18 protein-coding genes are annotated in these 22,129 nt (G+C 61.5%); 10 read left to right on the forward strand and 8 right to left on the reverse strand.

Annotated features, from left to right (window positions below):
* Window positions 1–66: 66 nt before the first annotated feature.
* On the forward strand, window positions 67–2,913 hold the full coding sequence (locus AB4072_RS05375; protein ID WP_441966034.1) for a hypothetical protein: 2,847 nt from the start codon (window positions 67–69) through the stop codon (window positions 2,911–2,913).
* A 72-nt stretch (window positions 2,914–2,985) separates the two neighbouring features.
* On the opposite strand, the gene AB4072_RS05380 is transcribed toward AB4072_RS05375, so the two are convergent.
* The 7 genes from AB4072_RS05380 to AB4072_RS05410 form a co-directional block, all read right to left on the reverse strand.
* Entirely contained in the window at window positions 2,986–4,221 is a 1,236-nt protein-coding gene (locus AB4072_RS05380) for a molybdopterin molybdotransferase MoeA (protein ID WP_441966036.1), read from the reverse strand.
* A gap of 24 nt (window positions 4,222–4,245) precedes the next feature.
* A complete protein-coding gene (gene moaC / locus AB4072_RS05385) occupies window positions 4,246–4,722 on the reverse strand; it encodes a cyclic pyranopterin monophosphate synthase MoaC (protein ID WP_441966038.1) in 477 nt (158 codons plus the stop codon).
* Window positions 4,719–5,519 carry an indole-3-glycerol phosphate synthase TrpC gene (gene trpC / locus AB4072_RS05390; protein WP_441966039.1) on the reverse strand — a complete coding sequence of 267 codons (801 nt, stop codon included), beginning with the start codon at window positions 5,517–5,519 and terminating at the stop codon, window positions 4,719–4,721. The genes moaC and trpC overlap by 4 nt, the downstream gene beginning before the upstream one ends.
* A 36-nt stretch (window positions 5,520–5,555) precedes the next feature.
* Window positions 5,556–6,569 carry an anthranilate phosphoribosyltransferase gene (trpD, locus tag AB4072_RS05395; RefSeq protein ID WP_441966041.1) on the reverse strand — a complete coding sequence of 338 codons (1,014 nt, stop codon included), beginning with the start codon at window positions 6,567–6,569 and terminating at the stop codon, window positions 5,556–5,558.
* Window positions 6,570–6,574: 5 nt separating this feature from the next.
* The gene (locus AB4072_RS05400; protein ID WP_441966043.1) at window positions 6,575–7,180 is read right to left on the reverse strand and encodes an anthranilate synthase component II; all 606 of its coding nucleotides are present in this window, start codon (window positions 7,178–7,180) and stop codon (window positions 6,575–6,577) included.
* A 223-nt stretch (window positions 7,181–7,403) separates the two neighbouring features.
* The gene (gene trpE, locus AB4072_RS05405) at window positions 7,404–8,909 is read right to left on the reverse strand and encodes an anthranilate synthase component I (RefSeq protein WP_441966045.1); all 1,506 of its coding nucleotides are present in this window, start codon (window positions 8,907–8,909) and stop codon (window positions 7,404–7,406) included.
* Between the two features lie 174 nt (window positions 8,910–9,083).
* Window positions 9,084–10,979: a SurA N-terminal domain-containing protein gene (locus AB4072_RS05410; RefSeq protein WP_441966047.1), complete on the reverse strand. Its 1,896-nt coding sequence runs from the start codon at window positions 10,977–10,979 to the stop codon at window positions 9,084–9,086.
* A 135-nt stretch (window positions 10,980–11,114) separates the two neighbouring features.
* On the opposite strand from AB4072_RS05410, the gene tpiA reads away from it, so the two are divergent.
* From tpiA to AB4072_RS05445, 7 genes are all read left to right on the forward strand, one after another.
* Window positions 11,115–11,882, forward strand: coding sequence for a triose-phosphate isomerase (gene tpiA / locus AB4072_RS05415; protein WP_441966048.1), 768 nt, complete (start codon window positions 11,115–11,117; stop codon window positions 11,880–11,882).
* Window positions 11,883–12,103: 221 nt separating this feature from the next.
* On the forward strand, window positions 12,104–12,520 hold the full coding sequence (secG, locus tag AB4072_RS05420; RefSeq protein WP_441966050.1) for a preprotein translocase subunit SecG: 417 nt from the start codon (window positions 12,104–12,106) through the stop codon (window positions 12,518–12,520).
* Between the two features lie 107 nt (window positions 12,521–12,627).
* Window positions 12,628–14,256: a CTP synthase gene (locus AB4072_RS05425; RefSeq protein WP_441966052.1), complete on the forward strand. Its 1,629-nt coding sequence runs from the start codon at window positions 12,628–12,630 to the stop codon at window positions 14,254–14,256.
* 137 nt (window positions 14,257–14,393) lie between these two features.
* Complete coding sequence (locus AB4072_RS05430) at window positions 14,394–15,257, forward strand: VOC family protein (RefSeq protein WP_441966054.1); 864 nt, start codon at window positions 14,394–14,396, stop codon at window positions 15,255–15,257.
* Between the two features lie 38 nt (window positions 15,258–15,295).
* Entirely contained in the window at window positions 15,296–15,700 is a 405-nt protein-coding gene (locus AB4072_RS05435) for a DUF350 domain-containing protein (protein ID WP_441966543.1), read from the forward strand.
* 240 nt (window positions 15,701–15,940) lie between these two features.
* A complete protein-coding gene (gene kdsA / locus AB4072_RS05440; RefSeq protein WP_441966055.1) occupies window positions 15,941–16,777 on the forward strand; it encodes a 3-deoxy-8-phosphooctulonate synthase in 837 nt (278 codons plus the stop codon).
* Between the two features lie 177 nt (window positions 16,778–16,954).
* Window positions 16,955–18,202 carry an MFS transporter gene (locus tag AB4072_RS05445; protein ID WP_441966057.1) on the forward strand — a complete coding sequence of 416 codons (1,248 nt, stop codon included), beginning with the start codon at window positions 16,955–16,957 and terminating at the stop codon, window positions 18,200–18,202.
* On the opposite strand, the gene queF is transcribed toward AB4072_RS05445, so the two are convergent.
* On the reverse strand, window positions 18,184–18,636 hold the full coding sequence (gene queF / locus AB4072_RS05450; RefSeq protein ID WP_441966058.1) for a preQ(1) synthase: 453 nt from the start codon (window positions 18,634–18,636) through the stop codon (window positions 18,184–18,186). The genes AB4072_RS05445 and queF overlap by 19 nt on opposite strands.
* A gap of 145 nt (window positions 18,637–18,781) precedes the next feature.
* Between queF and eno the strand changes: the two genes are divergently transcribed.
* Both eno and AB4072_RS05460 read left to right on the forward strand, forming a co-directional pair.
* Complete coding sequence (gene eno, locus AB4072_RS05455; RefSeq protein ID WP_441966060.1) at window positions 18,782–20,065, forward strand: phosphopyruvate hydratase; 1,284 nt, start codon at window positions 18,782–18,784, stop codon at window positions 20,063–20,065.
* Window positions 20,066–21,215: 1,150 nt separating this feature from the next.
* Window positions 21,216–21,824 carry a M10 family metallopeptidase C-terminal domain-containing protein gene (locus AB4072_RS05460; RefSeq protein ID WP_441966062.1) on the forward strand — a complete coding sequence of 203 codons (609 nt, stop codon included), beginning with the start codon at window positions 21,216–21,218 and terminating at the stop codon, window positions 21,822–21,824.
* Window positions 21,825–22,129 lie beyond the last annotated feature (305 nt).

A 22,129-nucleotide genomic window follows, 5' to 3' on the forward strand; every position in this document is an offset into this window, starting at 1 on the left:
GTGCATATGAACGACCCTCGGCAACAAGAGTAAATTCAGATTAACTACAATAGACAGGCCGTTGTCATGACCTCCAAAGCTGGCACAACCCACTCCGCTGTCACGAGCCCGGGTAACGACACCATCGTCATCACGGCCAGCGAGCTTGATTTCAGACTCACACTGGATGGCGGCGAGGGCACGGATACGCTCCAGCTGAACGGGGGAGGCTACTTTGATCTGAGCATCCCTCCCACCTTCTCGTCGATCGAGATCGTCAGGGGGTCTGCCGCCGACGACCACATCTCGATCACCGACGATTATTGGTACACCAACCCATTGGACAGCATCCGCACCATCGAGGGCGGCGGCGGTAACGACACTCTTTCCTTGCAGGGATTGGATATCGATTTCCGGGGCAAGACCATCACGGGATTCGCGGAGATCGAGCTGGCGGGTTTAGGGGGTATCGAGATCGCGCTTGATGACAGGGATTTGGCGTTCCAGCTTACGGGCTATTGGAGCGGCTCTGATCATCTGATCTTCGAGGGTGGGACCTTCGATGAGGCCGAGCGGAAAGCCTTGTTCGACAAGGGCATCGACACGGTCACGGATGCGAGCGGCCTCACTTATTATGCTGCTCCCCCGGTGGTGTCGAATCTCGATGAAGAGATCATCCTTACCGTCGGTCAGATCGGCCAGCCTGTCCGGCTTGATGTCGGCGCCGACGCGATCGTGACGGATGGCGACGATGCGACCATGACCAACTTATACATTGTCCATGGCACGCTGACGAACGGAGAGGCCGTCTATATTGCCCAGACCGCGCAGGTTTTTTTGTCGGACGGCATGAATGTCGGCAGCAAGATCTTTGTGGGACCAGAAGATGACCGCGTCGAGATCGGCAGCATTACCCCGCATAACGAATACGGTTTCAATATCGCCTTCAACGGGAACGCTACCCACGCAAGGGTGGAAGAACTGCTCCACGCCTTGGAATACAGCAATGCATCGAACGATCCGTTGCTGATGATTCAGCGCAATATCCATATTTATCTCGGCGACAAAGGCGGCCGGACCTCCATGCCGTCCATTTCCATAGCCATCGCTCCCGACGGCGTGAAGGTGCTGACCTCAGGTGTCGATCACCCGGCGGGTACCGCCGGGGATGATATTTTCGCTGGGACTGGGATTACTTTGAGCGATGGGGACGTGATCCATGGCGGCGACGGGACGGACACTCTCATAGCATTGGACAATTTCGTTCCCGGTGCTCTTTTTGACCTTACCAAGCTTGCCGCATTCAGCGGCGTCGAAATCATCCGGCTGAGCGATTCGTCAGGTGAGGTGCTGCGCACGAACGCCCAGCGCCTGAATGGGGTGATGACCATCGATGGCGGGGCGGGCAGTGACGATCGGCTGAAGCTCGTAGGATCGTCGTTCGACCTGACAGGGAAAACCATCACTGGCATCGAGAAGATCGAGCTGGCCGACCGAGCCGCCTCGATCACGGTCGACAGCAAGGAGGTGGCGGCTCTCGTCGATGCCGATCCTTACGGCACCGCTAGCCTGACGCTTGCGGGTGGCACCTTTACGAGAGCCGAGCGCAAGCTCCTCTTCGAAAACAACATCAAGACTGTTACCGATGCATCGGGCACCTACACCAACGAGGCCCCTCGGGTGAGCGGTCTCGACGGAGACAGAATCCTGGCTACCGTAGGGATGAAGGTCTTCGTCGATGCAGGCCGGAACACGACGCTCTCGGACGATTACGAAGCCCTTACCGCACTTGAAATCAGCGTCCGGGACGAGGCCTCAAGTGAGCAAGTTCTCGGAGATCGACTCGGGATCGACACATCGGGATCGATTTCGCTCTCTGACGGAATGAATGAAGGCAGCATCATTCTCATCGGCCAGAGAGAAATTGGCGCAATTTCTTTCTCCTCCGGGAGTTACCTCAGGATCAATTTCAGTGTCGCGACGACGGTCCCTCATGTGCAGGAGCTCGTTCGTGCCCTCACGTTCACCCATGACGGGCCTCCCGGAACGCCCCTGGGCCAGCGAGAGATCTCGTTGCTTCTCTGGGATACGGCCGGCAAGGCGACCAGTTCGACGGTTCATGTCAGCGAAAACCTAGCACCGTCGCAGCTCGATTTGTCCCAGAACAGCGTCGCCGAGATGGCGATGGCAGGAACGGTGGTAGGCTCATTCCAGGCAACGGATGCCAATCCAGGCGACAGCTTCACATATCGGCTGCTGGACGATGCAGGTGGCCGTTTTGCGCTTCGCGGCGAACAGCTCGTGGTCGCCGATGGCGCCAAGCTCGATTTCGAGCAGGCAGTTTCCCACAATGTAAAAGTGCGAGTCACAGACAAGGGCGGCTTGAATTTCGACAAGAGCCTCACGATCAATATCCGGAACGTGGAACCCGAATTGGCCTCCGGCACTGCGGGCGATGACCGTTTCGTGGGTGGATCGAAGAACGATACTTTGGCGGGTGGCGCCGGCAACGACGCACTCTCGGGTGGCGCAGGAAACGACCGACTGTCGGGTGGATTGGGTAAGGACACTCTGATCGGTGGAACCGGCAAGGATGTTTTCGTCTTCGACAGGGCGGTCTCCAGGAAGAACAACATCAATGTCGATACGATCGTCGACTTCAATGCCAAGGACGATGCCTTCTGGCTCGACAACGCGGTCTATAAGGGGCTGGGCAACAAAGGCTCGATCAAGAAGCCCGTCAAGTTGTCGGAGGGCGCATTCTTCAAGGGCGAAGCTGCCCACGATGCGTCCGATCGCATCATCGTCAGTAAGAAGACCGGCAAGATCTATTACGATGCCGACGGCATCGGCTTACAGGCGAAGATCCACATCGCCACGGTCACCAAGGCGGCTGTAAAGGCGATGGGCCATGGCGACTTCTTTGTGATCTGATCTCGCTAAAAGACGGCTCGAAGAAGCGACCTTTGCAAAATTTGAGCTGCATCAGAGCCGAGAGGTCTGCCGTCAGCAGTACCGCGAAAGTTTGATGATCCGACATTCGTCCCCGGCCTTGGCGGCCTCGGCGTGAGGCGGACGGATCAAAAGCGCCTCCGATGTGGCGAGCAGGCGGAGCATCGAGGAATCCTGAACCGGGTGAGGGCGCACCACAGGACGATGCGCCTCCCAACTGACACGCTCGGTGGCGAGGCTCGCGCGCATGTAATCCTGGCGCATCGCATTCGGCGGCAGGTCCTCGCCGAGGATCGCGGGCTCGGTCGGATCGTCGCCCGCCGCAGGGTCTCCGCTGAGCGCGCGGATGGCGGGAACAAGGAAAAGAATGGCGCAGACGAAAGACGAGACGGGGTTCCCCGGCAATCCCAGCACCGTCGTGCCCTGAAACGAGCCATGCATCAGCGGTTTGCCCGGCCGCAGGGCCACCTGCCAGAAATCGAGTTCCATACCGTGCGCGGTCAGCGCCTTTTGCACGAGATCATGATCGCCGACCGATGCGCCGCCGAGCGTCACGAGGATATCGGCCTCGGCGTCGCGTGCGGCGCGCAGGCGCTCATTGAGATCGTCGAGATTGTCGCGGGCAATGCCGAGATCGATAGGCTCACCGCCTGCCTTGGCGACCATGGCGGCTATCGCGGGCAGGCTTGAGGCTGCGATCTGATCCGGCCCCATGGGATCGCCCGGCCGCACCAATTCGTCACCCGTCGCGAGAATGGCGACGCGTGGCCTCTCATACACGAGAAGCGAGCCATGCCCCATGGCTGCCGCGAGCGAGATGTGGCGCGCGTCGAGGCGCTGTCCGGCTTTCAGCAACACATCGCCGCTGCGAAAATCGAGACCGGCGGGCCTGATATGACGGGACGCCTTTGCGGCCTCCTTGACGGTCACCTGATCGCAGTCCCGCGTTGTGTCCTCTTGCAGGACGACAGCGTCCGCGCCTTCCGGCAAAGGAGCGCCGGTGAAGATACGGACCGCTTTGCCGGGGCCGACTTTCCCCCCGAACCGCGCTCCGGCGACGCTGGCGCCGATGACGTGCAAGGTGGCAGGGATAGTCGCGGTGTCAGTGCTTCGAACGGCATAGCCGTCCATGGCGGAGGCGGGGAAGGGCGGTTGGTCGCGCGTGGCTCCCACATCCTCGCCAAGGGTACGCCCGGCGCAGTCCCCAAGCGCGACGCGCTCTATCTCCACCGGTTTCGCGATCCCGGCCAAAACACGTTTCAGGGCATCCTCGACGGAAATGAGACTCATACTCTCGCCCTCATGTGTTCTTCGTTACGGTGCCTCGTAGAGCCCGGAGCGTCCGCCGCTCTTCATGCGCAGGCGAATGCCCTCGATTCTCATGTCGCGGTCGGCGGCTTTCACCATGTCATAGATCGTGAGGCAGGCGACGGAGACAGCGGTGAGCGCTTCCATCTCGACGCCCGTCTGGCCCGATACTTTCACTTCCGCGGTCACGCGAATGCCGGGAAGCGCCTCGTCGATGCTGCAATCGACCGAGACCTTGGAAATGAGAAGCGGATGGCAGAGCGGGATCAGCTCGTGCGTGCGCTTCGACGCCATGATGCCCGCAAGGCGGGCGGTGCCGAGCACGTCGCCCTTCTTGGCATCGCCCTGGCGGATGAGAGCGACCGTTTCCGGCAGCATCACCACGCGGCCTTCCGCGATGGCGGTGCGCGTGGTCATGCTCTTCTCCGAGACGTCGACCATGTTGGCCGCGCCGGTGGGATCGAGATGCGTGAGCGTGCTCATGCGGCTTCGCCGAAGAGCAGACGGTGTGTCGCCGCGCTCACATCGGATTGGCGCATCAGGCTCTCGCCCACAAGGAAGGTGCCGATACCGACCTTCGAAAGGCGCTTGATGTCGTCGAGGGTGAAGATGCCGCTTTCGCCCACGACGATGCGATCCGATGGGATCAGCGGCGCAAGCGCCTCGCTGGTCGCCAGCGTCACGTCGAAGGTGCGCAGGTTGCGGTTGTTGATGCCGACGAGTTTCGTGTTCAGCGGCAGGGCGCGCTCAAGCTCAGCGCGGTCGTGCACTTCTACCAGTACGTCCATGCCGAGGGAGTGGGCTGTGTCGATCAATTCGCGCGCTTCCTCGTCGCTCACGCTCGCCATGATTACGAGAATGCAATCCGCGCCCCAGGCGCGGGCCTCATAGACCTGATAGGGCTCGAACAGGAAGTCCTTGCGCAAAGCGGGAAGGCCCGAGGCTTCGCGCGCAAGGCCGAGATATTCCGGCTTGCCCTGGAATGAGGGTTCGTCGGTGAGAACCGAAAGACAGGTCGCGCCGCCATCGGCGTAAGCCTTGCCGAGAAGCGCCGGATCGAAATCCGCACGGATGAGGCCCTTCGACGGGCTCGCCTTTTTCACTTCCGCGATGAGGGCGGGGCGGCCTTGAGAAAGATGCCGCTCGATGGCCTTCGCGAAGCCGCGCGGCGCGGAAGCGGCCTTCGCGCGTCGTTCGATCTCGGACTGCGGCACGGCCGCTTTCGCCGCCGCGATTTCCTGGCGCTTATAGGCTTCGATGCGGGCGAGAACGTCGCTCATCTCAAGGACTCGTTTGGTTTGGAGCGGGATCCGCTCTCAAGCATTCGACGCGCGGACGAGACGGTCAAGGGCCACCTTCGCCGCGCCGCTGTCAAGAGCGCGCGAGGCGCGATCGATGCCATCGCGCAGGTTCGCCGCTTCACCCGCGACAACGAGCGAGGCGGCTGCATTGAGAACGCTCACATCGCGGTAAGCGTTGCGCGCGCCTTCCAGAACGCCGCGAAGATGCGCGGCGTTGTGCTCCGGATCTCCCCCCTTCAGGTCTTCGAGCTTGGCCACCGGCAAACCGACTTCCTCGGGCGTGACCGTGAAGCGGCGGATGATGCCGCCTTCAAGCGCGGCCACATAGGTCGGGCCGGTGGTGGTCATTTCGTCGAGGCCGTCCGAGCCGTGGACAGCCCAGACATTCGTTGCGCCAAGTTCCTTCAGAACTTGAGTCAACGGCTCCAGCCAAACCTCTGAAAACACACCGAGAAGCTGCTTCTTCACGCCTGCCGGATTGGCCAGCGGGCCGAGGAAGTTGAACAAGGTGCGGGTGCCGAGTTCGACGCGCACAGGGGCCACATGGCGCATCGCCGCATGGTGCGTCTGCGCAAACATGAAGCACAGGCCCGCCTCGTCGAGGCAGCGCTTGAGGCCAGCTGGATCGAGGCCGAGCTTGACGCCGAGGGCGTTGAGCACGTCCGCCGTGCCGGATTTGGACGAAGCCGCGCGGTTGCCGTGCTTGGCCACCGGTACGCCGCACCCGGCCACGATAATGGAGGCCAGCGTCGAGATGTTGTAGCTGCCGGAATGGTCGCCGCCCGTACCGACGATATCCATCGCGTTCGCGGGCGCCTCGACCTTGAGCATCCGCGCGCGCATGGCCGCAACCGCGCCGACGATTTCATCCAGCGCTTCGCCACGCACGCGCAAGGCCATGAGGAATGCGCCAGCCTGGGCGAGGGTGACTTCGCCGGAGAGAAGATCGTCGAAAGCCGCGCGGGATTCGTCACGCGATAATGACGCGCCGGTAGCGACCTTGGCGAGATAAGGCTTGAAGGATTCCATTGTGCTCAGTGCTTGTTGCCGCGCTTCGCGTTCCAGGCGGCCGCGAGGTCGAAGAAATTGCGCATGATGGTGTCCCCATGCTCCGAGAGGATGCTTTCGGGGTGGAATTGGACGCCATGGATCGGCAGCGAGCGGTGCGACATGGCCATGACGAGACCATCATCCGATTCCGCCGTAATAGTGAGATCGCTCTGGCTGCTGTCGCGCTCGACGATGAGTGAGTGATAGCGCGTGGCGTGGAACGGGCGGTTGATGCCGCGAAAGACCGTCTCACCGCGATGGGAGATTTCCGAGACCTTGCCGTGCATCGGCAGCGGCGCGCGGGTGACATGCCCGCCGAAAACCTGTCCGATGGTCTGCAGGCCAAGGCATACGCCGAAGGTCGGAATCTCGTGGCTCACCCGCCGCACGAGTTCAAGGCAGATGCCCGCCTCGTTCGGGGTGCAGGGGCCGGGCGACAGCACGATCGCGTCGGGATTGGACGCGATCACCTCGTCCACCGTAATGGCGTCGTTTCGCACCACGTCCATGGACGTGGCGAGAGGCGCGATCAGATGGACCAGATTCCAGGTGAAACTGTCGTAATTATCGATAACGAGAACGCGGGTCATGACACGGGCACGTTTGCCGACCGGCGGCACAAGGTCAAGCGATTCATTGTCGTGGATGCCTGACGACCTCGCTCCCGCCTCATCCTGAGGAGCAGCCGTCAGGCTGCGTCTCGAAGGAGGGTCCAGCGTGCTCTGGAGACGCCTCGCCCTTCGAGACGGCCTGGCGGCCTCCTCAGGGTGAGGCTGCGTTGTGCGTGCTTCCACCGTGAATGACGCCGAGGCCTTACTGCCCGAACCGCGCCCGGCTTGCGAAATTCACCGCTTCTTCCGCCGCCCGGAACAGGGCTTTCGCCTTGTTCACGCATTCCTGCTGCTCGGAGGTCGGGTTTGAATCATAGACGATGCCCGCGCCCGCCTGTACGGCCATGCGGCCATCCTTCACGATGGCGGTGCGCAGCACGATGCAGGTATCCATTTCACCGTCGGCGCCGAAATAGCCGATGCACCCTGCATAAGGCCCGCGCTTGTCCTTCTCCAATTCGTCGATGATCTCCATGGCGCGCACCTTCGGCGCACCGGAGACGGTGCCGGCGGGGAAACCCGCGACAAGAGCGTCCAGCGCATCGAATTTCGGATCGAGCGTGCCTTCCACGTTCGAGACGATGTGCATCACCTGGCTGTAATATTCGAGGAAGAATGAATCCGTGACCTTCACGCTGCCCATGGCCGAGACGCGGCCCGCATCGTTGCGGCCGAGATCGAGCAGCATCAGGTGCTCCGCGCGTTCCTTCTGGTCGGCGAGCAGGCTCTCCGCGTGAGCACGATCCTCTTGCGCCGTCTTGCCGCGCGGGCGCGTTCCGGCGATGGGGCGGATCGAAACCTTGCCCTCGCGCAGCCGGACCAGAATTTCCGGCGAAGAACAGACGATCTGGAAATCCTCGAAATCGAGATAGCAGAGAAACGGCGCGGGATTTACGCGGCGTAGCGCCCGATAGAGCGCGAAAGCCGGGAGCGGGAAGGGGGATTCGAAACGCTGCGAGAGCACCACCTGGAAGATGTCGCCCGCGCTGATGTATTCCTTCGCCTTCGCCACCATCTGCTCGAACTCTTCGGAGCTCGTGTTCGAGACCGGCGGTTCGAAATGGATGGCGGTCGGATCGGTGCGGTCTTCAAGCGGCAGCGGGCGCTCCAGCGCCCAGGTGACCTGATCGAGCCGAGCGAGAGCCGTCTCGTATGCGGTCTTCGCCGTCAAGCCGTCCTGCGGGCGCACGGGAGTGATGAGCGAGATCTCGTCCTTCACCGCGTCGAACACGACCATCACCGTCGGCCGCACGAGGATCGCGTCGGGCACCTTCAGCACATCCGGGTTCGGCTCGGGCAGGCGCTCCATCTGGCGCACCATGTCGTAGCCGAGATACCCGAAAAGCCCCGCCGACATGGGCGGCAGGTCGCTGCCGAGGGGCATGGCGCTTTCCGCGATGAGCGCGCGCAGGCTCTCCAGCGGCTTTTGCGCTTCGGTGACGAAGGCCCCATCGCGCTTGATGGAAGCGATGCCATCCTGGCAGCGCCAGACCAGATCGGGATCGAGCCCGATCATCGAATAGCGGCCGCGCACTGCGCCACCTTCGACGGATTCGAGAAGAAACGCCGCGCCTTCACGGCCTTGCCGCAGCAGCATGAAGGCCGCGACCGGGGTCAGGAGATCGCCGACAAGTGTCGCGCGAACCACGCAAGGCGCACCGGCAGCAAAGCCCTTGGCGAAGGTTTCGAAATCCGGCGTGATGGTCATGGCTAGAGCATTTTCAGCAAAAGTGGGTACCGGTTTTGCGGCGGAAAATACATCGAAGCATCCGCCGATGCTCTAGAGCTTGATCATGTCTCTTTGAAACATGATCAAGCTCTCGATTCTTTGATTCCTCATGATCCGGGCGAACAACCGGTTTCCACTTGTTCTGATCATGCTCTAGAACTCGCCGCCGATCGCCTGACGCATGGCCGTCTGGTTGATGGTGACGCCGAGATCCTGACGAATCTGGGCCACGAACTGCGAGATCAGGTCGTCGTTCATGCTATTGCGCAATTGCTCGTCGATCCGCTGGATTTCCGGCGAGGTCGCCACGAGCGGCGGGACGGTGGCGCCGGTGACCTTGAACACGGCACGGCTGTCCGCGCCGTTGGACGCGTTGCCCGCCTTGGCCACAGGCACCGAGAAGATCCTGTTCACCACATCGGCGCTCAGGTCGTCCTTGGCGGTGGCGCGGACGAGATCGGTCCCGTTCTTGACCTCGGCATCGACATCCTTCGCCACGGCTTCAATGGCTTCGCCTTTCTCCAGACGCTCGGTGAGAAGGCGCGCCTTCTCCGTCAGGCGCTGCGCGGTCTCGTCCGCCTTCCACAGGCGCGCGACCTCGTCGCGAACCTCGTCGAGGGTCTTCTCGCGAGAGGGCGTGATGCCGGTCACATCGAACCAGACGTAGCCGCCTGGGGTCCGCAGGGCTTCGTTGTCGACGCCCACATCGGAGGCGAAAGCGCTCTTCAACAGAGCATCCTTGTTCGGGATTTCGACTGGCTTGCCGTCCTTATCGAGGCCGCTGGCGTCGATTGCGGGAATCTGGATGAGGGTCAGACCCTTCTCCTTGGCGATGTCGGCGAGCGGGCGGGCGCTGGCGCGCTGGTCCTCGATGGCATCGTGCGCCGCCTCGAGTTCGGAACGCGAGCGCTCGGTGGCGATTTCGGCGCGGACCTGTCCCGCGACTGTCTCGAAGGGGCTCACGGCCTCCGGCTCGACCTTGCTCACCCGGACGATGACAGGACCGAAGCGTCCCGCCAGCGGCCCGCTGGTTGCGCCCTCTTCGAGCGCGAAAGCGGCGTCGGCGACGATGGGATCGAGCATCTGCGGCTTGGTGAAGGTACCAAGTTCCAGATCCTGCGCCGGAATGTTGCGCTCTTGGGCGATGGCATCGAAGGTCGCGCCGTCCTTGATCTTCTTGAAGGCGGCCTCAGTCTCCTCTTGCGAGGGGAAGACGATCTGCTGGATCGTGCGCTTTTCAGGCGCGCCGAACTTGGCCTTTTCCCGCTCGTAGCGCTGGCGGGCATCCGCATCGGAAACCTTCTCAGGCTTGGAGACGGCGGTCGCATCGAGGCTCAGCACGCTGAGAGCGCGGTATTCGGGAGCGCGGAAAGCGTCCTTGCGCTCGTTGTAGAAAGTCTGAAGCTGCTCGGTGGTCGGGGCCGGGATATCACCGGCCATGGTCGGTTGCAGCACGAAATAGGAAGCCGCGCGGCGCTCGGCGCCGTAGCGGTGCGCCGCATTGAGGGCGGCAGCAGGCACGTTCAAATCGCCGGTAATCGCATCCACGAGCTGCGATCGCGTCATGGTGGTGCGCTGCTCCTGGACAAAGCCGGTCTCGGTCAGGCCGACATTGCGCAGGACCTGGTCGAACATGGCGCGGTTGAACTGGCCGTCCGTGCCCTTGAAGGCAGGCTCGTCCAGAATCGAGCGGGCCACGAGCTGGTCGGAGACGCTCAAGCCCAGCTTCTTGGCCTGTTCAGCCAGGACTGCCTGCGTAACAAGCGAGTTGAGAACGCGCTGATCCACACCGAACATGCGGGCCTGTTCCGGGGTGAGCACCGTGCGGAACTGCCGCCCGAGGCGTTGCAGTTCGTTGTTGTAGGCGGTGCGGAATTCCTCCCGCGAGATGTTGGTCTGGCCGATATGGGCGACCGTGGTCGGCGGGGTGGCGCGGAAAATATCGCCGATGCCCCAGATCGCGAAGCTGCCGATCAGGACGCAGAACAGGAGGGTGGCGATAATCTTGCCGACCAGGCTTTGTCCGGCGTTGCGCATTCCGCGAAGCATAGTGAACCCGTTTTTCTCAAAACTCGTTAGCCACGCGGATAGCCGATCAAAGGCCCGGCGAAAAGGGCATGGCCGGTTGAAAGATACATCCTCCCTCTGCTAGTGGCGAATATTCGAGCGTGACAGGAGTGCTTCATGAGCGTCGATCGGCCGCGCCCGCTGGTAGCGGGAAACTGGAAAATGAACGGATTGAGGGCCTCCGCCAAAGTCCTGGCCGAGATCCAGGCCGATTACGGCCCCGGCCTCTGGCGCCATGTGGATCTCGTGGTCTGCCCGCCCGCGACCCTGACCGCTTCCTTCGCGGTCGCCGCCATCGGCACTCGGATCGGCATTGGCGGGCAGGATTGCCACGGAAAAGAATCAGGCGCCTTCACCGGCAACGTTTCCGCTGAAATGCTTGTGGATGCCGGCGCGACCCATGTGATCCTCGGCCATTCCGAGCGCCGCCAATACCACGGCGAGAAGGACCCCGATGTGCGCGCCAAGACTGAGGCGGCGCACCGCGCGGGGCTCGTCGCCATCGTCTGCATCGGCGAAACGCGCGAGGAGCGTGAGGCCGGCAAGACACTCAGCGTCATTCGCAAGCAATTGCGCGGCTCGGTCCCAGTCGGCTCGATCGCTGAAAACCTCGTGATCGCCTATGAGCCCGTCTGGGCCATTGGCACGGGCCTCACTCCGACTACGGCTGACGTGGCCGAGGTTCACGCCGCCATCCGCGACGATCTGAAACGCCTTGTGGGTAAGGCGGAGCAGAACAAGGTCAGAATTCTCTATGGCGGTTCGGTGAAGCCTTCGAATGCCGGGGAGCTGATGTCGGTCGCGAATGTCGACGGTGCGCTTGTGGGCGGCGCGAGTCTCGTCGCGGTGGATTTCCTGGGAATCGCAAGAGCTTACTCGAAGTAAAAGGCCTTTTCCGTCATGGCCGGACTTGATCCGGCCATCCACGTCTTGGACGGGGTGAGAAGCAGCAGACGAAGGCGTAGATGGCCGGGACAAGCCCGGCCATGACGGAGTGAAAACCCTCCTTGCGGGTCTTTGATCCCGCGCACACCTATGCTACAGCCCGCCCAACGTTCGAAGCGAGCGGCCGTGTTTTCGCCCGGCCGCTTGAGGTTTTGGAAACGATGCAAACAGTTCTTATCATTGTTCACCTGATCATCGTGCTCGCGCTGATCGGCGTGGTTCTTCTGCAACGCTCCGAGGGTGGCCTCGGTCTCGGCGGCGGCGGTGGCGTTTCCGGGTTCATGACCGGTCGCGGCCAGGCCAACGCTCTGACCCGCGCCACGGCGATTCTGGCTGCATTGTTTTTCGTGACCAGCCTGGCGCTGACGATCATGGCGAGCTACAGCCGTGGTCCGCGCTCGATTCTCGATGGTGCCGCTCCGGCGGGCCAGCAGGCTCCTGCGGGCACGCCGGGCGGCAATGTTCTCGAGCAGCTTCAGCGCATGCAGGGCGAGCAGCCCGCACAACCGGCAGCTCCGGCTCCGGCCCCCGCCGCTCCAGCGGCCCCGGCTGCGCCACAAGTGCCGCAGTCTCAGTAAGTAACGAACCAGGGCCGGACCTTCCGGCCCTCTCTTTTTGTGGATAGCGATAGACGCGCCCGATTAGCGTTTGCGAATCGGCACGTCATCTTTTTGGATTGGGGTCCATGACGCGGTACGTATTCATCACCGGCGGCGTGGTGTCTTCGCTCGGCAAGGGGCTTGCTTCGGCGGCTCTGGGAGCGCTTCTCCAGGCTCGTGGTTACAAGGTCCGGCTTCGGAAGCTGGATCCTTATCTCAACGTCGATCCGGGCACCATGAGCCCGTATCAGCACGGCGAAGTGTTCGTGACTGATGATGGCGCTGAGACCGATCTCGACCTCGGCCATTACGAGCGGTTCACGGGCGTGCCCGCGACCAAGGCCGACAACATCACGACCGGCCGGATCTATCAGGACATCATCACCAAGGAGCGACGGGGCGATTATCTCGGCGCGACGATCCAGGTGATTCCGCACGTCACGAACGCCATCAAGGATTTCGTGCTCAGCGGCAACGACGGCTTCGATTTCGTGCTCGTCGAAATCGGCGGCACGGTGGGCGATATCGAAGGTCTGCCGTTCTTCGAGGCCATCCGCCAGCTCGGCAACGATCTTGAGCGCGGTCAGGCGATCTATGTTCACCTGACCCTGCTGCCGTTCATTCCGTCCGCAGGCGAATTGAAGACCAAGCCGACACAGCACTCGGTGGCGGAGCTTCGCTCCATCGGCATCCAGCCCGACATTCTCCTGTGCCGCACGGATCGCGAGATCCCGAAGGACGAGCGCCGCAAGCTGGCGCTGTTCTGCAACGTGCGCGAGACGGCGGTGATCGAGGCGCGGGACGCGGCGTCCATCTACGATGTGCCGTTGGCCTATCACGAGGCGGGTCTCGACAACGAAGTGCTCGCCGCCTTCGGCATCGAGGGCGAGAAATCCCCGAAGCTTGATCGCTGGACGACGATTTCCGGCCGCATCCACAATCCGGAAGGCGAAGTGAACATCGCCGTCGTCGGCAAGTATACCGGCCTGAAGGATGCCTATAAATCGCTCATCGAATCCCTTCACCATGGCGGTATCGCCAATCAGGTGAAGGTGAACCTGCAATGGATCGAGAGCGAGATCTTCGAACGCGAAGATCCGGCTCCGTTTCTGGAGGGCATTCACGGCATCCTCGTTCCCGGCGGCTTCGGCCAGCGTGGCGCGGAAGGTAAGATCCGCGCGGCGCAATTCGCCCGCGAGCGCAAGGTGCCGTATTTTGGTATCTGCTTCGGTATGCAGATGGCGGTGATCGAGGCGACCCGTTCGCTCGCGGGGGTCAAGGAAGCCAGCTCCACCGAATTCGGCCCGACACCGGAGCCGGTGGTCGGCCTTCTGACCGAATGGCTGCGCGGCAACGAACTCGAGCGCCGCACTTCGGGTGGCGATCTCGGCGGCACCATGCGCCTCGGCGCTTATCAGGCCTCGCTCGCTCCCGGCAGCAAGGTCGCGGAGATTTACGGCTCGACCGAAATCTCCGAGCGCCATCGCCACCGCTACGAGGTCAACATGGGCTATCGCGAGCGGCTGGAGGCCCACGGCCTGCGTTTCTCCGGCGTCTCGCCGGACGGCATCCTGCCCGAGATCGTGGAATACGATGACCATCCCTGGTTTATCGGCGTGCAGTACCACCCGGAACTGAAGTCCCGCCCGTTCGAACCGCACCCGCTCTTCAAGAGCTTCATCCACGCGGCGATCGAACAGAGCCGGTTGGTGTGACGAAGAACGCATCATCCCGGACGCCGAAGGCGATCCGGGATCGCACGACGAGAAAAGCGCCACATCCGGCCGCCGATCCCGGGTTCCGCTGCGCGGCCCTGGGATGACGCTGAACACTCGACGCAGGAGACACGTCCATGACCCGTGGCATCGATCATCTTGTCGTCGCCGTCCGCGATCTGGACGGGGCGGGGGCGTTCTATGAGCGTCTCGGGTTCAAGGTTGGCGCGCGCAATCGCCATTCCTGGGGCACTGAAAACCGGCTGGTGCAGTTTCCCGGCTCGTTCATCGAACTGATCGCGGTGGGCGAGGGGGCGGCCATCCCGCCGCATACGCCGACAACCTTCAGCTTCGGCGCTTTCGTGCGCGATTATCTCGAACGTCGCGAAGGGCTCGCCATGCTCGTTCTCGACAGCGAGGACGCCAAGGGCGATGCGGCTTCCTTCGCGGCGAACGGGATCGGCGCTTTCGAGCCGTTCTTCTTCGAGCGCAAGGGCCGTCGCCCGGATGGCAGCGAAGTGCAGGTGGCCTTCACGCTCGTTTTCGCCCGCGACGAGGCGGCGGCGCATGCGGGCTTCTTTGTGTGCCAGCAGCACTATCCCGAGAATTTCTGGAACCCGGTGTTTCAGGTACATCAGAACGGAGCAAGCGCGCTGTCGGCGGTGGCGCTCGCTGCGCCGGAGCCGGAGCGCCATCTCGCGTTTCTCAAAGCTTTTACAGGCCTCGCACCGACCGAGCCGGACCGGCATGATTTCTCCTATCCGTTGGCGCGTGGCCATCTCGATCTCATGACCCCGGACGATGCGGGCGAGATCTATGGCTCTGTCGAGATCGAGCCTAACGAGCCGGGTTTCGTGGCTTTCGGTGTGCGGATCGCTGACGTTGCCGCTCAGGCACATCGACTCGATTCAGCGCAGATCCCTTACCAGCGGATCGGCTCCCGCCTCATCATTCCCGCCAGCGCCGCTTTCGGCGTCGCGATTGCCTTCGAGGCAACGTAAGATCGGTCGCGAATCAAAAACGTTTTCTGGGGGATAACATCGTGGCTTCATCCTTGGCGGGCCTGCCCGACTTTCTGATCTTTTTCGTCATCGCCATCGTGCTCGTGGCGCTTTACCTGACGATCTACACGCTGGCGACCATGCACAATGAGTTCGCTCTCATCCGTCAGAATGTGATCTCGGCGGCGACCGCGCTCGGCTTCAGCCTCGTCGGTTTCGCCCTACCGCTCGCCAGCGCCATCGTCCACGCGCAAACCATCGTCGATTGCCTCATCTGGGGTCTGGTGGCGCTTGCGGTGCAGATCCTCGTCTACTGGCTCGTGCGCATCGTCATGCCGAACCTGTCGCAACGCATCGCCTCGGGCGAAATGGCGGCAGCATTGTTCCTCGGCGCGGCCTCGCTCTCGGCCGGCATCATCAACGCCGCGGCGATGACGTTTTAAGAAGCACCGCTCCGTCATTCCGGGGCGCGCGCAGCGTGAACCCGGAACCCATAGCCGCCGCGTTCTTCAATAAATCTCCATCGCGGGATGATTTCTCGAAATACGTCGCGGTTATGGGTTCCGGGTTCCGCTTTGCGGCCCCGGAATGACGAGGGCGAGGTTTGGGAATGATGTCGGGAGAACGATCGTGTTGCGTTGTCCCCTTTGCCTTTGCGCTCAAACAAGGGTAGGTCACGGGCCATGACGAAACAGACAGCACCCTCCGTCGTCGAAGTCGGCTCCGTTCGCTTCGGCAACCACCTGCCGCTCAGCATCATTGCCGGGCCCTGTGCCATGGAAAGCCGCTACCACGCGCTGGAAATGGCAACGGCGCTGAAGGAGATCACGACCAAGCTCGGCATCGGGCTCGTCTATAAATCCTCCTTCGACAAGGCAAACCGCACTTCGTTGTCCAGCGGACGCGGGATCGGCATCGACAAGGCGCTCGATGTGTTTGCGGAAGTAAAGGAAAAGCTCGGGCTTCCCGTCCTCACCGACGTGCACGAGAACGATCAATGCGCCATCGTCGCCAAGGTCGTGGACGTTTTGCAAATTCCTGCCTTCCTCTGCCGTCAGACGGATCTTCTCGTGGCCGCCGCGAAAACCGGCAAGGTTGTGAACGTAAAGAAGGGCCAGTTCCTCGCTCCGTGGGACATGGCCAACGTTGCGGCCAAGGTCACGGGCGCGGGCAACCCGAACGTGATGCTGACCGAGCGCGGCGCGTCCTTCGGCTACAACACCCTCGTCTCCGATATGCGCTCGCTCCCGATCATGGCCGAGACCGGAGCGCCTGTGATTTTCGATGCCACCCATTCCGTGCAACAGCCGGGAGGGAAGGGCACCACCACGGGCGGGCAGCGCGAATTCGTGCCGGTTCTGTCGCGCGCGGCTGTCGCCGTGGGCGTCGCGGGTGTCTTCATCGAGACCCATCAGGACCCGGACAAGGCTCCCTCCGACGGCCCCAACATGGTGCCGCTCAAGGAGATGGAAGCATTGCTGGCGCAATTGAAGGCGTTCGACGCGCTCGCCAAGGCGTAAGTCGCCCCGTCTGACGGTGGAGACGCGCGCGATCTGCCCTACACCTCATCTTGAGGAGCCGCACAGCGGCGTCTCGAAGGAGGGTCCAGTGGGCACTGGAGACGCCTCGCCCTTCGAGACGGCCTTTGGCCTCCTCAGGGTGAGGCTGTGTTGATCGCATCCTGACGCAGGCCCGGTATGTTCGAGCCGCCGCTCGTGCTCCTGCCTGCCCGTGCTAAGGAGCATCTTGCTTCCCATCGCGACCACCAGGGCGTCATGTCTCCACGCAATCTGATCCTGATCCTCGGCACCAGCGGCTTCGCGGGTACGTTTTCCTCCCGCGCCGTGGAGCCGATGGTGGGGATTATCGCGCGGGATCTGCACACCAGCCCTCAAACTATCGCGCTTCTTTCCGCAGCCTTTACCCTGCCTTACGCCTTCATCCAGCCGATCCTTGGCCCCATCGGCGATGCGCTCGGTAAAGAGCGGGTCATGAAGGTTGCGCTGACGCTGCTATTTCTTGCGTTGACCTGCTCGATCTTCGCACCGGATGCACAGACCCTCTTTGGCTTGCGCATCCTGGCGGGCGCTGCCGCAGGCGGCGCGGTACCGGTCTCCCTTGCCCTTATCGGCGACCGGGTGGAGATGGCGCAGCGCCAGGTGGCCTTGAGCCGCTATCTCGTCGCGATCATCATCGGCCAACTCGCCGGGTCTTCCTTTGCCGGATTGCTCGCCGAGTTCGTCGGCTGGCGCGGCGTGTTTGTTCTCTCCACGGGGATGATGGCGGTCGCCCTGATTTGCACGGTCGTCGGCTTTCGCGGAGCGGCTCCCGGCGGGAAATTCGATCTGCGGGCGGCTGGCCGGCGCTACGGCGACATTCTCTCCAATCCCCGGGCTCTTGCATTGTTTGGCTTCGTCTTCGTTGAAGCCATCGCGATCTTCGGCATTTTTCCCTATATCGCGCCGTTGCTTGAAGAGCGCGGTGGGGGCGGGGCGGCGCAGGCCGGCTTTGCGATTGGCGGTTTCGCCATTGGCGGGCTCGTCTATTCGGTTCTGGTATCGTGGATGCTCCGACGCCTCGGCATTGTCCGCATTCTGGCAGCCGGTGGGCTTTTCGCCGCCGCCGCGCTCATCGTTATGGGCTTCGGCAGCGACTGGAAGGTTGATGCGCTGGCCATGCTGCTCATGGGCCTCGGCTTCTACATGCTGCACAACACGTTCCAGGCGCAGGTGACGGAGGTTGCTCCGCATGCCCGCGCTTCCGCCGTGGCCCTGCACGCGTTTTCGTTCTTCTGCGGTCAGGCGCTCGGCGTCGTGATCATGGGCGTGGGCCTGCGGTCGGTGGGGCTCACGGCCTCGACGATGGTGGCCGCGCTCGTCATCGCGAGCGTCGGCTTAACCGCCGCCTTCGTGCTGTCGCGCCCCGTTCAGCCTCGCGCACGATAAGGTGCGACGCCCTGATCGGGCAGCCAGAGGTTCTTCGGCATTTCGCCGGTCTGCCAGAACACGTCGATGGGAATGCCGCCGCGCGGATACCAGTAGCCGCCGATGCGAAGGTAACGTGGTTCAAGAAGTTCCGCGAGGCGCTTTCCGATGGCGACGGTGCAGTCTTCATGGAAGGCCCCGTGGTTGCGGAAACTATGGAGATACAGCTTCAGCGATTTCGATTCCACGAGCCACGGCCCCGGCACGTAATCGATCACGATGAGCGCGAAATCCGGCTGGCCGGTGACGGGGCAGAGCGAGGTGAATTCCGGGCACGTGAAGCGCGCCACGTAATCCGTATCCTGATGCGGGTTTGGCACCCGGTCGAGAATCGCTTCTTCGGGGGATTGGGGCTGGGCCGCTGCGTGGCCGAGTTGGAGCGAGGTATTCGTCATGGGCTTTAAGCCTTTGGCAATCGTGCGTTGGATTTTCCGTGCGCGAATTCTGTAGCGTCCTTGCCCGATTAGTCGTTTCGGTCAATAAGCCTCGCATGGTGCTTTTGGCCGCAATGGCCTCAATTCGTCTTCAGGAGCCTCTTTCATGACAGCGATCATCGACGTCCATGCCCGTCAGATTCTCGACAGCCGTGGCAATCCCACCGTCGAAGTGGACGTGACGCTGGAAGACGGCTCCATGGGCCGCGCCGCCGTTCCCTCCGGAGCATCCACCGGCGCGCATGAGGCGGTTGAGCTTCGCGACGGCGACAAGTCGAAATATCTCGGCAAGGGCGTGCTCAAGGCCATCGACGCGGTCAACAACGAGATCCTCGATGCCATCGGCGGCCTCGACGCCGAGGAGCAGATCTTCATCGATGAGACGATGATCGAACTGGACGGCACCCCGAACAAGAGCCGCCTCGGTGCGAACGCCATTCTCGGCGTGTCGCTTGCCGTCGCCAAGGCTGCCGCCGAGGCCTCCACGCTGCCGCTCTATCGCTATGTGGGTGGAACACAGGCCCGCGTGCTGCCGGTGCCGATGATGAACATCATCAATGGCGGCGCGCATGCGGACAACCCCATCGACTTCCAGGAATTCATGATCATGCCGGTGGGCGCGCCAACGCTCTCCGAAGCCGTGCGCATGGGCGCCGAGGTGTTCCACACCCTGAAGAAGGCGTTGAAGGACGCCGGCCACAACACCAATGTGGGCGACGAGGGCGGCTTCGCCCCGAACCTGCCGAGCGCTGAAGCCGCTCTCGACTTCATCATGAAGTCCATCGAGCAAGCCGGTTACAAGCCCGGCCAGGACATGGTGATCGGCCTTGATTGCGCCGCAACCGAATTCTTCAAGAACGGTGCCTATGTCTATGAAGGTGAAGGCAAAAAGCTCTCGCCCATGCAGCAGGCCGAATACCTCGCCAAGCTCGCTGCCGCCTATCCCATCGCCACCATCGAGGACGGCATGTCGGAAGACGATTGGGAGGGCTGGAAAGCCGTCACCGATCTCATCGGCTCCAAGTGCCAGCTGGTGGGCGACGATCTGTTCGTGACCAACGTCACCCGCCTGTCGCAGGGAATCAAGAAGGGCGTCGCCAATTCGCTGCTCGTGAAGGTGAACCAGATCGGCACGCTCACCGAGACGCTCGCCGCCGTCGATATGGCCCAACGCGCGGGGTACACCGCCGTCATGTCCCACCGCTCGGGCGAAACCGAGGATTCGACCATCGCAGATCTCGCAGTCGCGACCAATTGCGGACAGATCAAGACTGGCTCACTCGCCCGTTCCGACCGGTTAGCCAAGTACAACCAGCTCATCCGCATCGAGGAAGAGCTCGGCTCGCAGGCGGTTTACGCTGGACGCGGAGCGCTGAAGGCTTTGGTGTAAGACAACTACCTTTCGGTTGAGGGAGGGCCGCCTTGTGCGGCCCTTTTTTGTTGAGACTATCATTCGAGGAAAGTTGAGGCTTAAGTTGACGGCACTGTCAGCGCATAATTGCCTTATTTTATGATATTTTATAACATAATGTGAGACTCACTCATATTGTGGAGATTGGCTTTGCCTACCTATGATTTGGATGCGACTACGAACATCATGAAGACAGCCGCCGGTGACCACGGCTATGTCATCAACAACCTTGAAAGCCTCGAACTCGCCGCTGGCGGAATAATCAAAGTAAAAGGCAACAATGCTTATGGTTTGGCAACGAGCGGTAATACAATTCTGACTGTCCAAGGCAGAGTTGAAAGCACATTGAGCTATGCAATTGCTTATATTGGAGTTACGAGCGGAATCACAACGACGGTTCACATTTCGAAAACAGGCTATATCAAAGGTGTTGCCGGGATCGCCTCAGCGGAAAGCTTGGTTGTTGTTAACGCCGGCACGATCGAAGCGGAAAATGCCCTGCTTGCATTTAAATCGCTYAGTTTGTCGAATTCTGGCGAAATTATCGGTAATGTATCAGGCTCAATTGGATTAAGCGGAGAGGTGATAAACTCCGGCATTATCAGAGGAGATTTCGACTGGCATTCAGCTTCGCGCATTATATTTGATAATAGGCATGGTAGTGTCTCAGGTAATATTTTATTATCGGATAGTTACAATAGTATTTTCTATGGTGGAGTCCAAAACGAAGACATCTCTATCGGAACGGGCAGTGACTTTATCGATACTGGAGGCGGCAACGATATAGTTCGCATGTCGAATATTCGTGGTCTCGACACTATTATAGGCGGCGGTGGAAACGATACTATCATTGTCAATAAGTCTATAGCTCAGTTCAATATTACATCCGTTTCGACAGCTGATTTCAGAGTTGATTCTGTTGCTGACCCAGCTCACGACTCGCTGAAAATGCAAGAGATTCGCTTCTTGCAGTTTACTGATGCGTTCAAAGTTCTTTGGAACACGAGACCAAACAATATCGCTCTTTCCAAGACCTCCGTGTCCGAGACGGCGCCCGTTCACAGCGTCGTGGCCACCCTCTCGTCCTTCGATGCGGATGGAGACACGGTGGGCTATACGCTGATCAACGATGCTGGGGGGCGTCTTCCGCGTCGACGGCAACAACCTGATCCTCAACCGCGCGCTCGACTACGACACCGGCCCGCACGAATACACGATCAACGTCGAGGCCAAGGACCAGTTCGGCGAGAAGACCACCAAGAGCTTCACGCTCGATTTGACGAATGTGGTCGAGACCAATCCGCTGGTCCTCATCGGAACGGCCGGCGCGGATCGGCTGGTGGGCGAGAACGGCAACGACAAGTTGACCGGTTCTGCAGGCCGGGACGTGCTCACCGGTGGGGCAGGGCGGGACCTCTTCGTGTTCGACCGGCTCGCCAAGACGAATGCGGCGCACAAGCGGGCGGAACTCGACACCATCACCGACTTCAACTCGGCAAACGACACGATCTGGCTGCAGAAGAGTGTGTTCAAGGGCATCACCAAGAAGGGCGTTCTGGCCAAGAGCGCCTTCTATGCCGGAACAAAGGCGCATGATGACAGCGACCGGATCATCTACGATAAGAAGAAGGGCGTACTCTGGTACGATGCGGACGGCACGGGTTCGAAGGCGGCCATCCAGATCGGCCAGCTCGAAAAGAACCTGAAACTCACGGCAGCCGATTTCTTCCTGTTCTGACACAGGTGGCAGGCGTCACGCTCGGTTTCAGGTTATAGCAATGGGTGGTGCTCAGTTTGGTCCGCGCTCTTCCCTCCCCCTTGCGGGGAGGGGGGGTGGGGGGTTGAAAAGTCAGAGCGTTGCCTGGGTCCGATAAGCAGGAAAGCTGTTACAGCGCCGGACGTCTGAAAGTTTCACCCGGTCAGACTACCACCACCTCTGCCCCTCCCCGCAAGGGGGAGGGAAAGCCTGTGCCTTATCCTCTTCAAACTGAGTCGCGACCTAGCAGCACATTGTATTGATATAAAATTACCTCGAATCTAAAA

The organism is Microvirga sp. 2MCAF38 (assembly GCF_052115485.1).
Classification (GTDB): domain Bacteria; phylum Pseudomonadota; class Alphaproteobacteria; order Rhizobiales; family Beijerinckiaceae; genus Microvirga.

Coding starts and splice junctions, on each gene's coding strand:
- AB4072_RS05430 (WP_441966054.1), top strand. CDS start 14,394: ATGACCCGTGGCATCGATCATCTTGTCGTCGCCGTCCGCGATCTGGAC.
- AB4072_RS05445 (WP_441966057.1), top strand. CDS start 16,955: ATGTTCGAGCCGCCGCTCGTGCTCCTGCCTGCCCGTGCTAAGGAGCAT.
- trpE (WP_441966045.1), bottom strand. CDS start 8,909: ATGACCATCACGCCGGATTTCGAAACCTTCGCCAAGGGCTTTGCTGCC.
- moaC (WP_441966038.1), bottom strand. CDS start 4,722: ATGAGCACGCTCACGCATCTCGATCCCACCGGCGCGGCCAACATGGTC.
- AB4072_RS05400 (WP_441966043.1), bottom strand. CDS start 7,180: ATGACCCGCGTTCTCGTTATCGATAATTACGACAGTTTCACCTGGAAT.
- queF (WP_441966058.1), bottom strand. CDS start 18,636: ATGACGAATACCTCGCTCCAACTCGGCCACGCAGCGGCCCAGCCCCAA.
- trpD (WP_441966041.1), bottom strand. CDS start 6,569: ATGGAATCCTTCAAGCCTTATCTCGCCAAGGTCGCTACCGGCGCGTCA.
- eno (WP_441966060.1), top strand. CDS start 18,782: ATGACAGCGATCATCGACGTCCATGCCCGTCAGATTCTCGACAGCCGT.
- trpC (WP_441966039.1), bottom strand. CDS start 5,519: ATGAGCGACGTTCTCGCCCGCATCGAAGCCTATAAGCGCCAGGAAATC.
- AB4072_RS05375 (WP_441966034.1), top strand. CDS start 67: ATGACCTCCAAAGCTGGCACAACCCACTCCGCTGTCACGAGCCCGGGT.
- AB4072_RS05460 (WP_441966062.1), top strand. CDS start 21,216: ATGCTGGGGGGCGTCTTCCGCGTCGACGGCAACAACCTGATCCTCAAC.
- secG (WP_441966050.1), top strand. CDS start 12,104: ATGCAAACAGTTCTTATCATTGTTCACCTGATCATCGTGCTCGCGCTG.
- kdsA (WP_441966055.1), top strand. CDS start 15,941: ATGACGAAACAGACAGCACCCTCCGTCGTCGAAGTCGGCTCCGTTCGC.
- AB4072_RS05380 (WP_441966036.1), bottom strand. CDS start 4,221: ATGAGTCTCATTTCCGTCGAGGATGCCCTGAAACGTGTTTTGGCCGGG.
- AB4072_RS05410 (WP_441966047.1), bottom strand. CDS start 10,979: ATGCTTCGCGGAATGCGCAACGCCGGACAAAGCCTGGTCGGCAAGATT.
- tpiA (WP_441966048.1), top strand. CDS start 11,115: ATGAGCGTCGATCGGCCGCGCCCGCTGGTAGCGGGAAACTGGAAAATG.
- AB4072_RS05425 (WP_441966052.1), top strand. CDS start 12,628: ATGACGCGGTACGTATTCATCACCGGCGGCGTGGTGTCTTCGCTCGGC.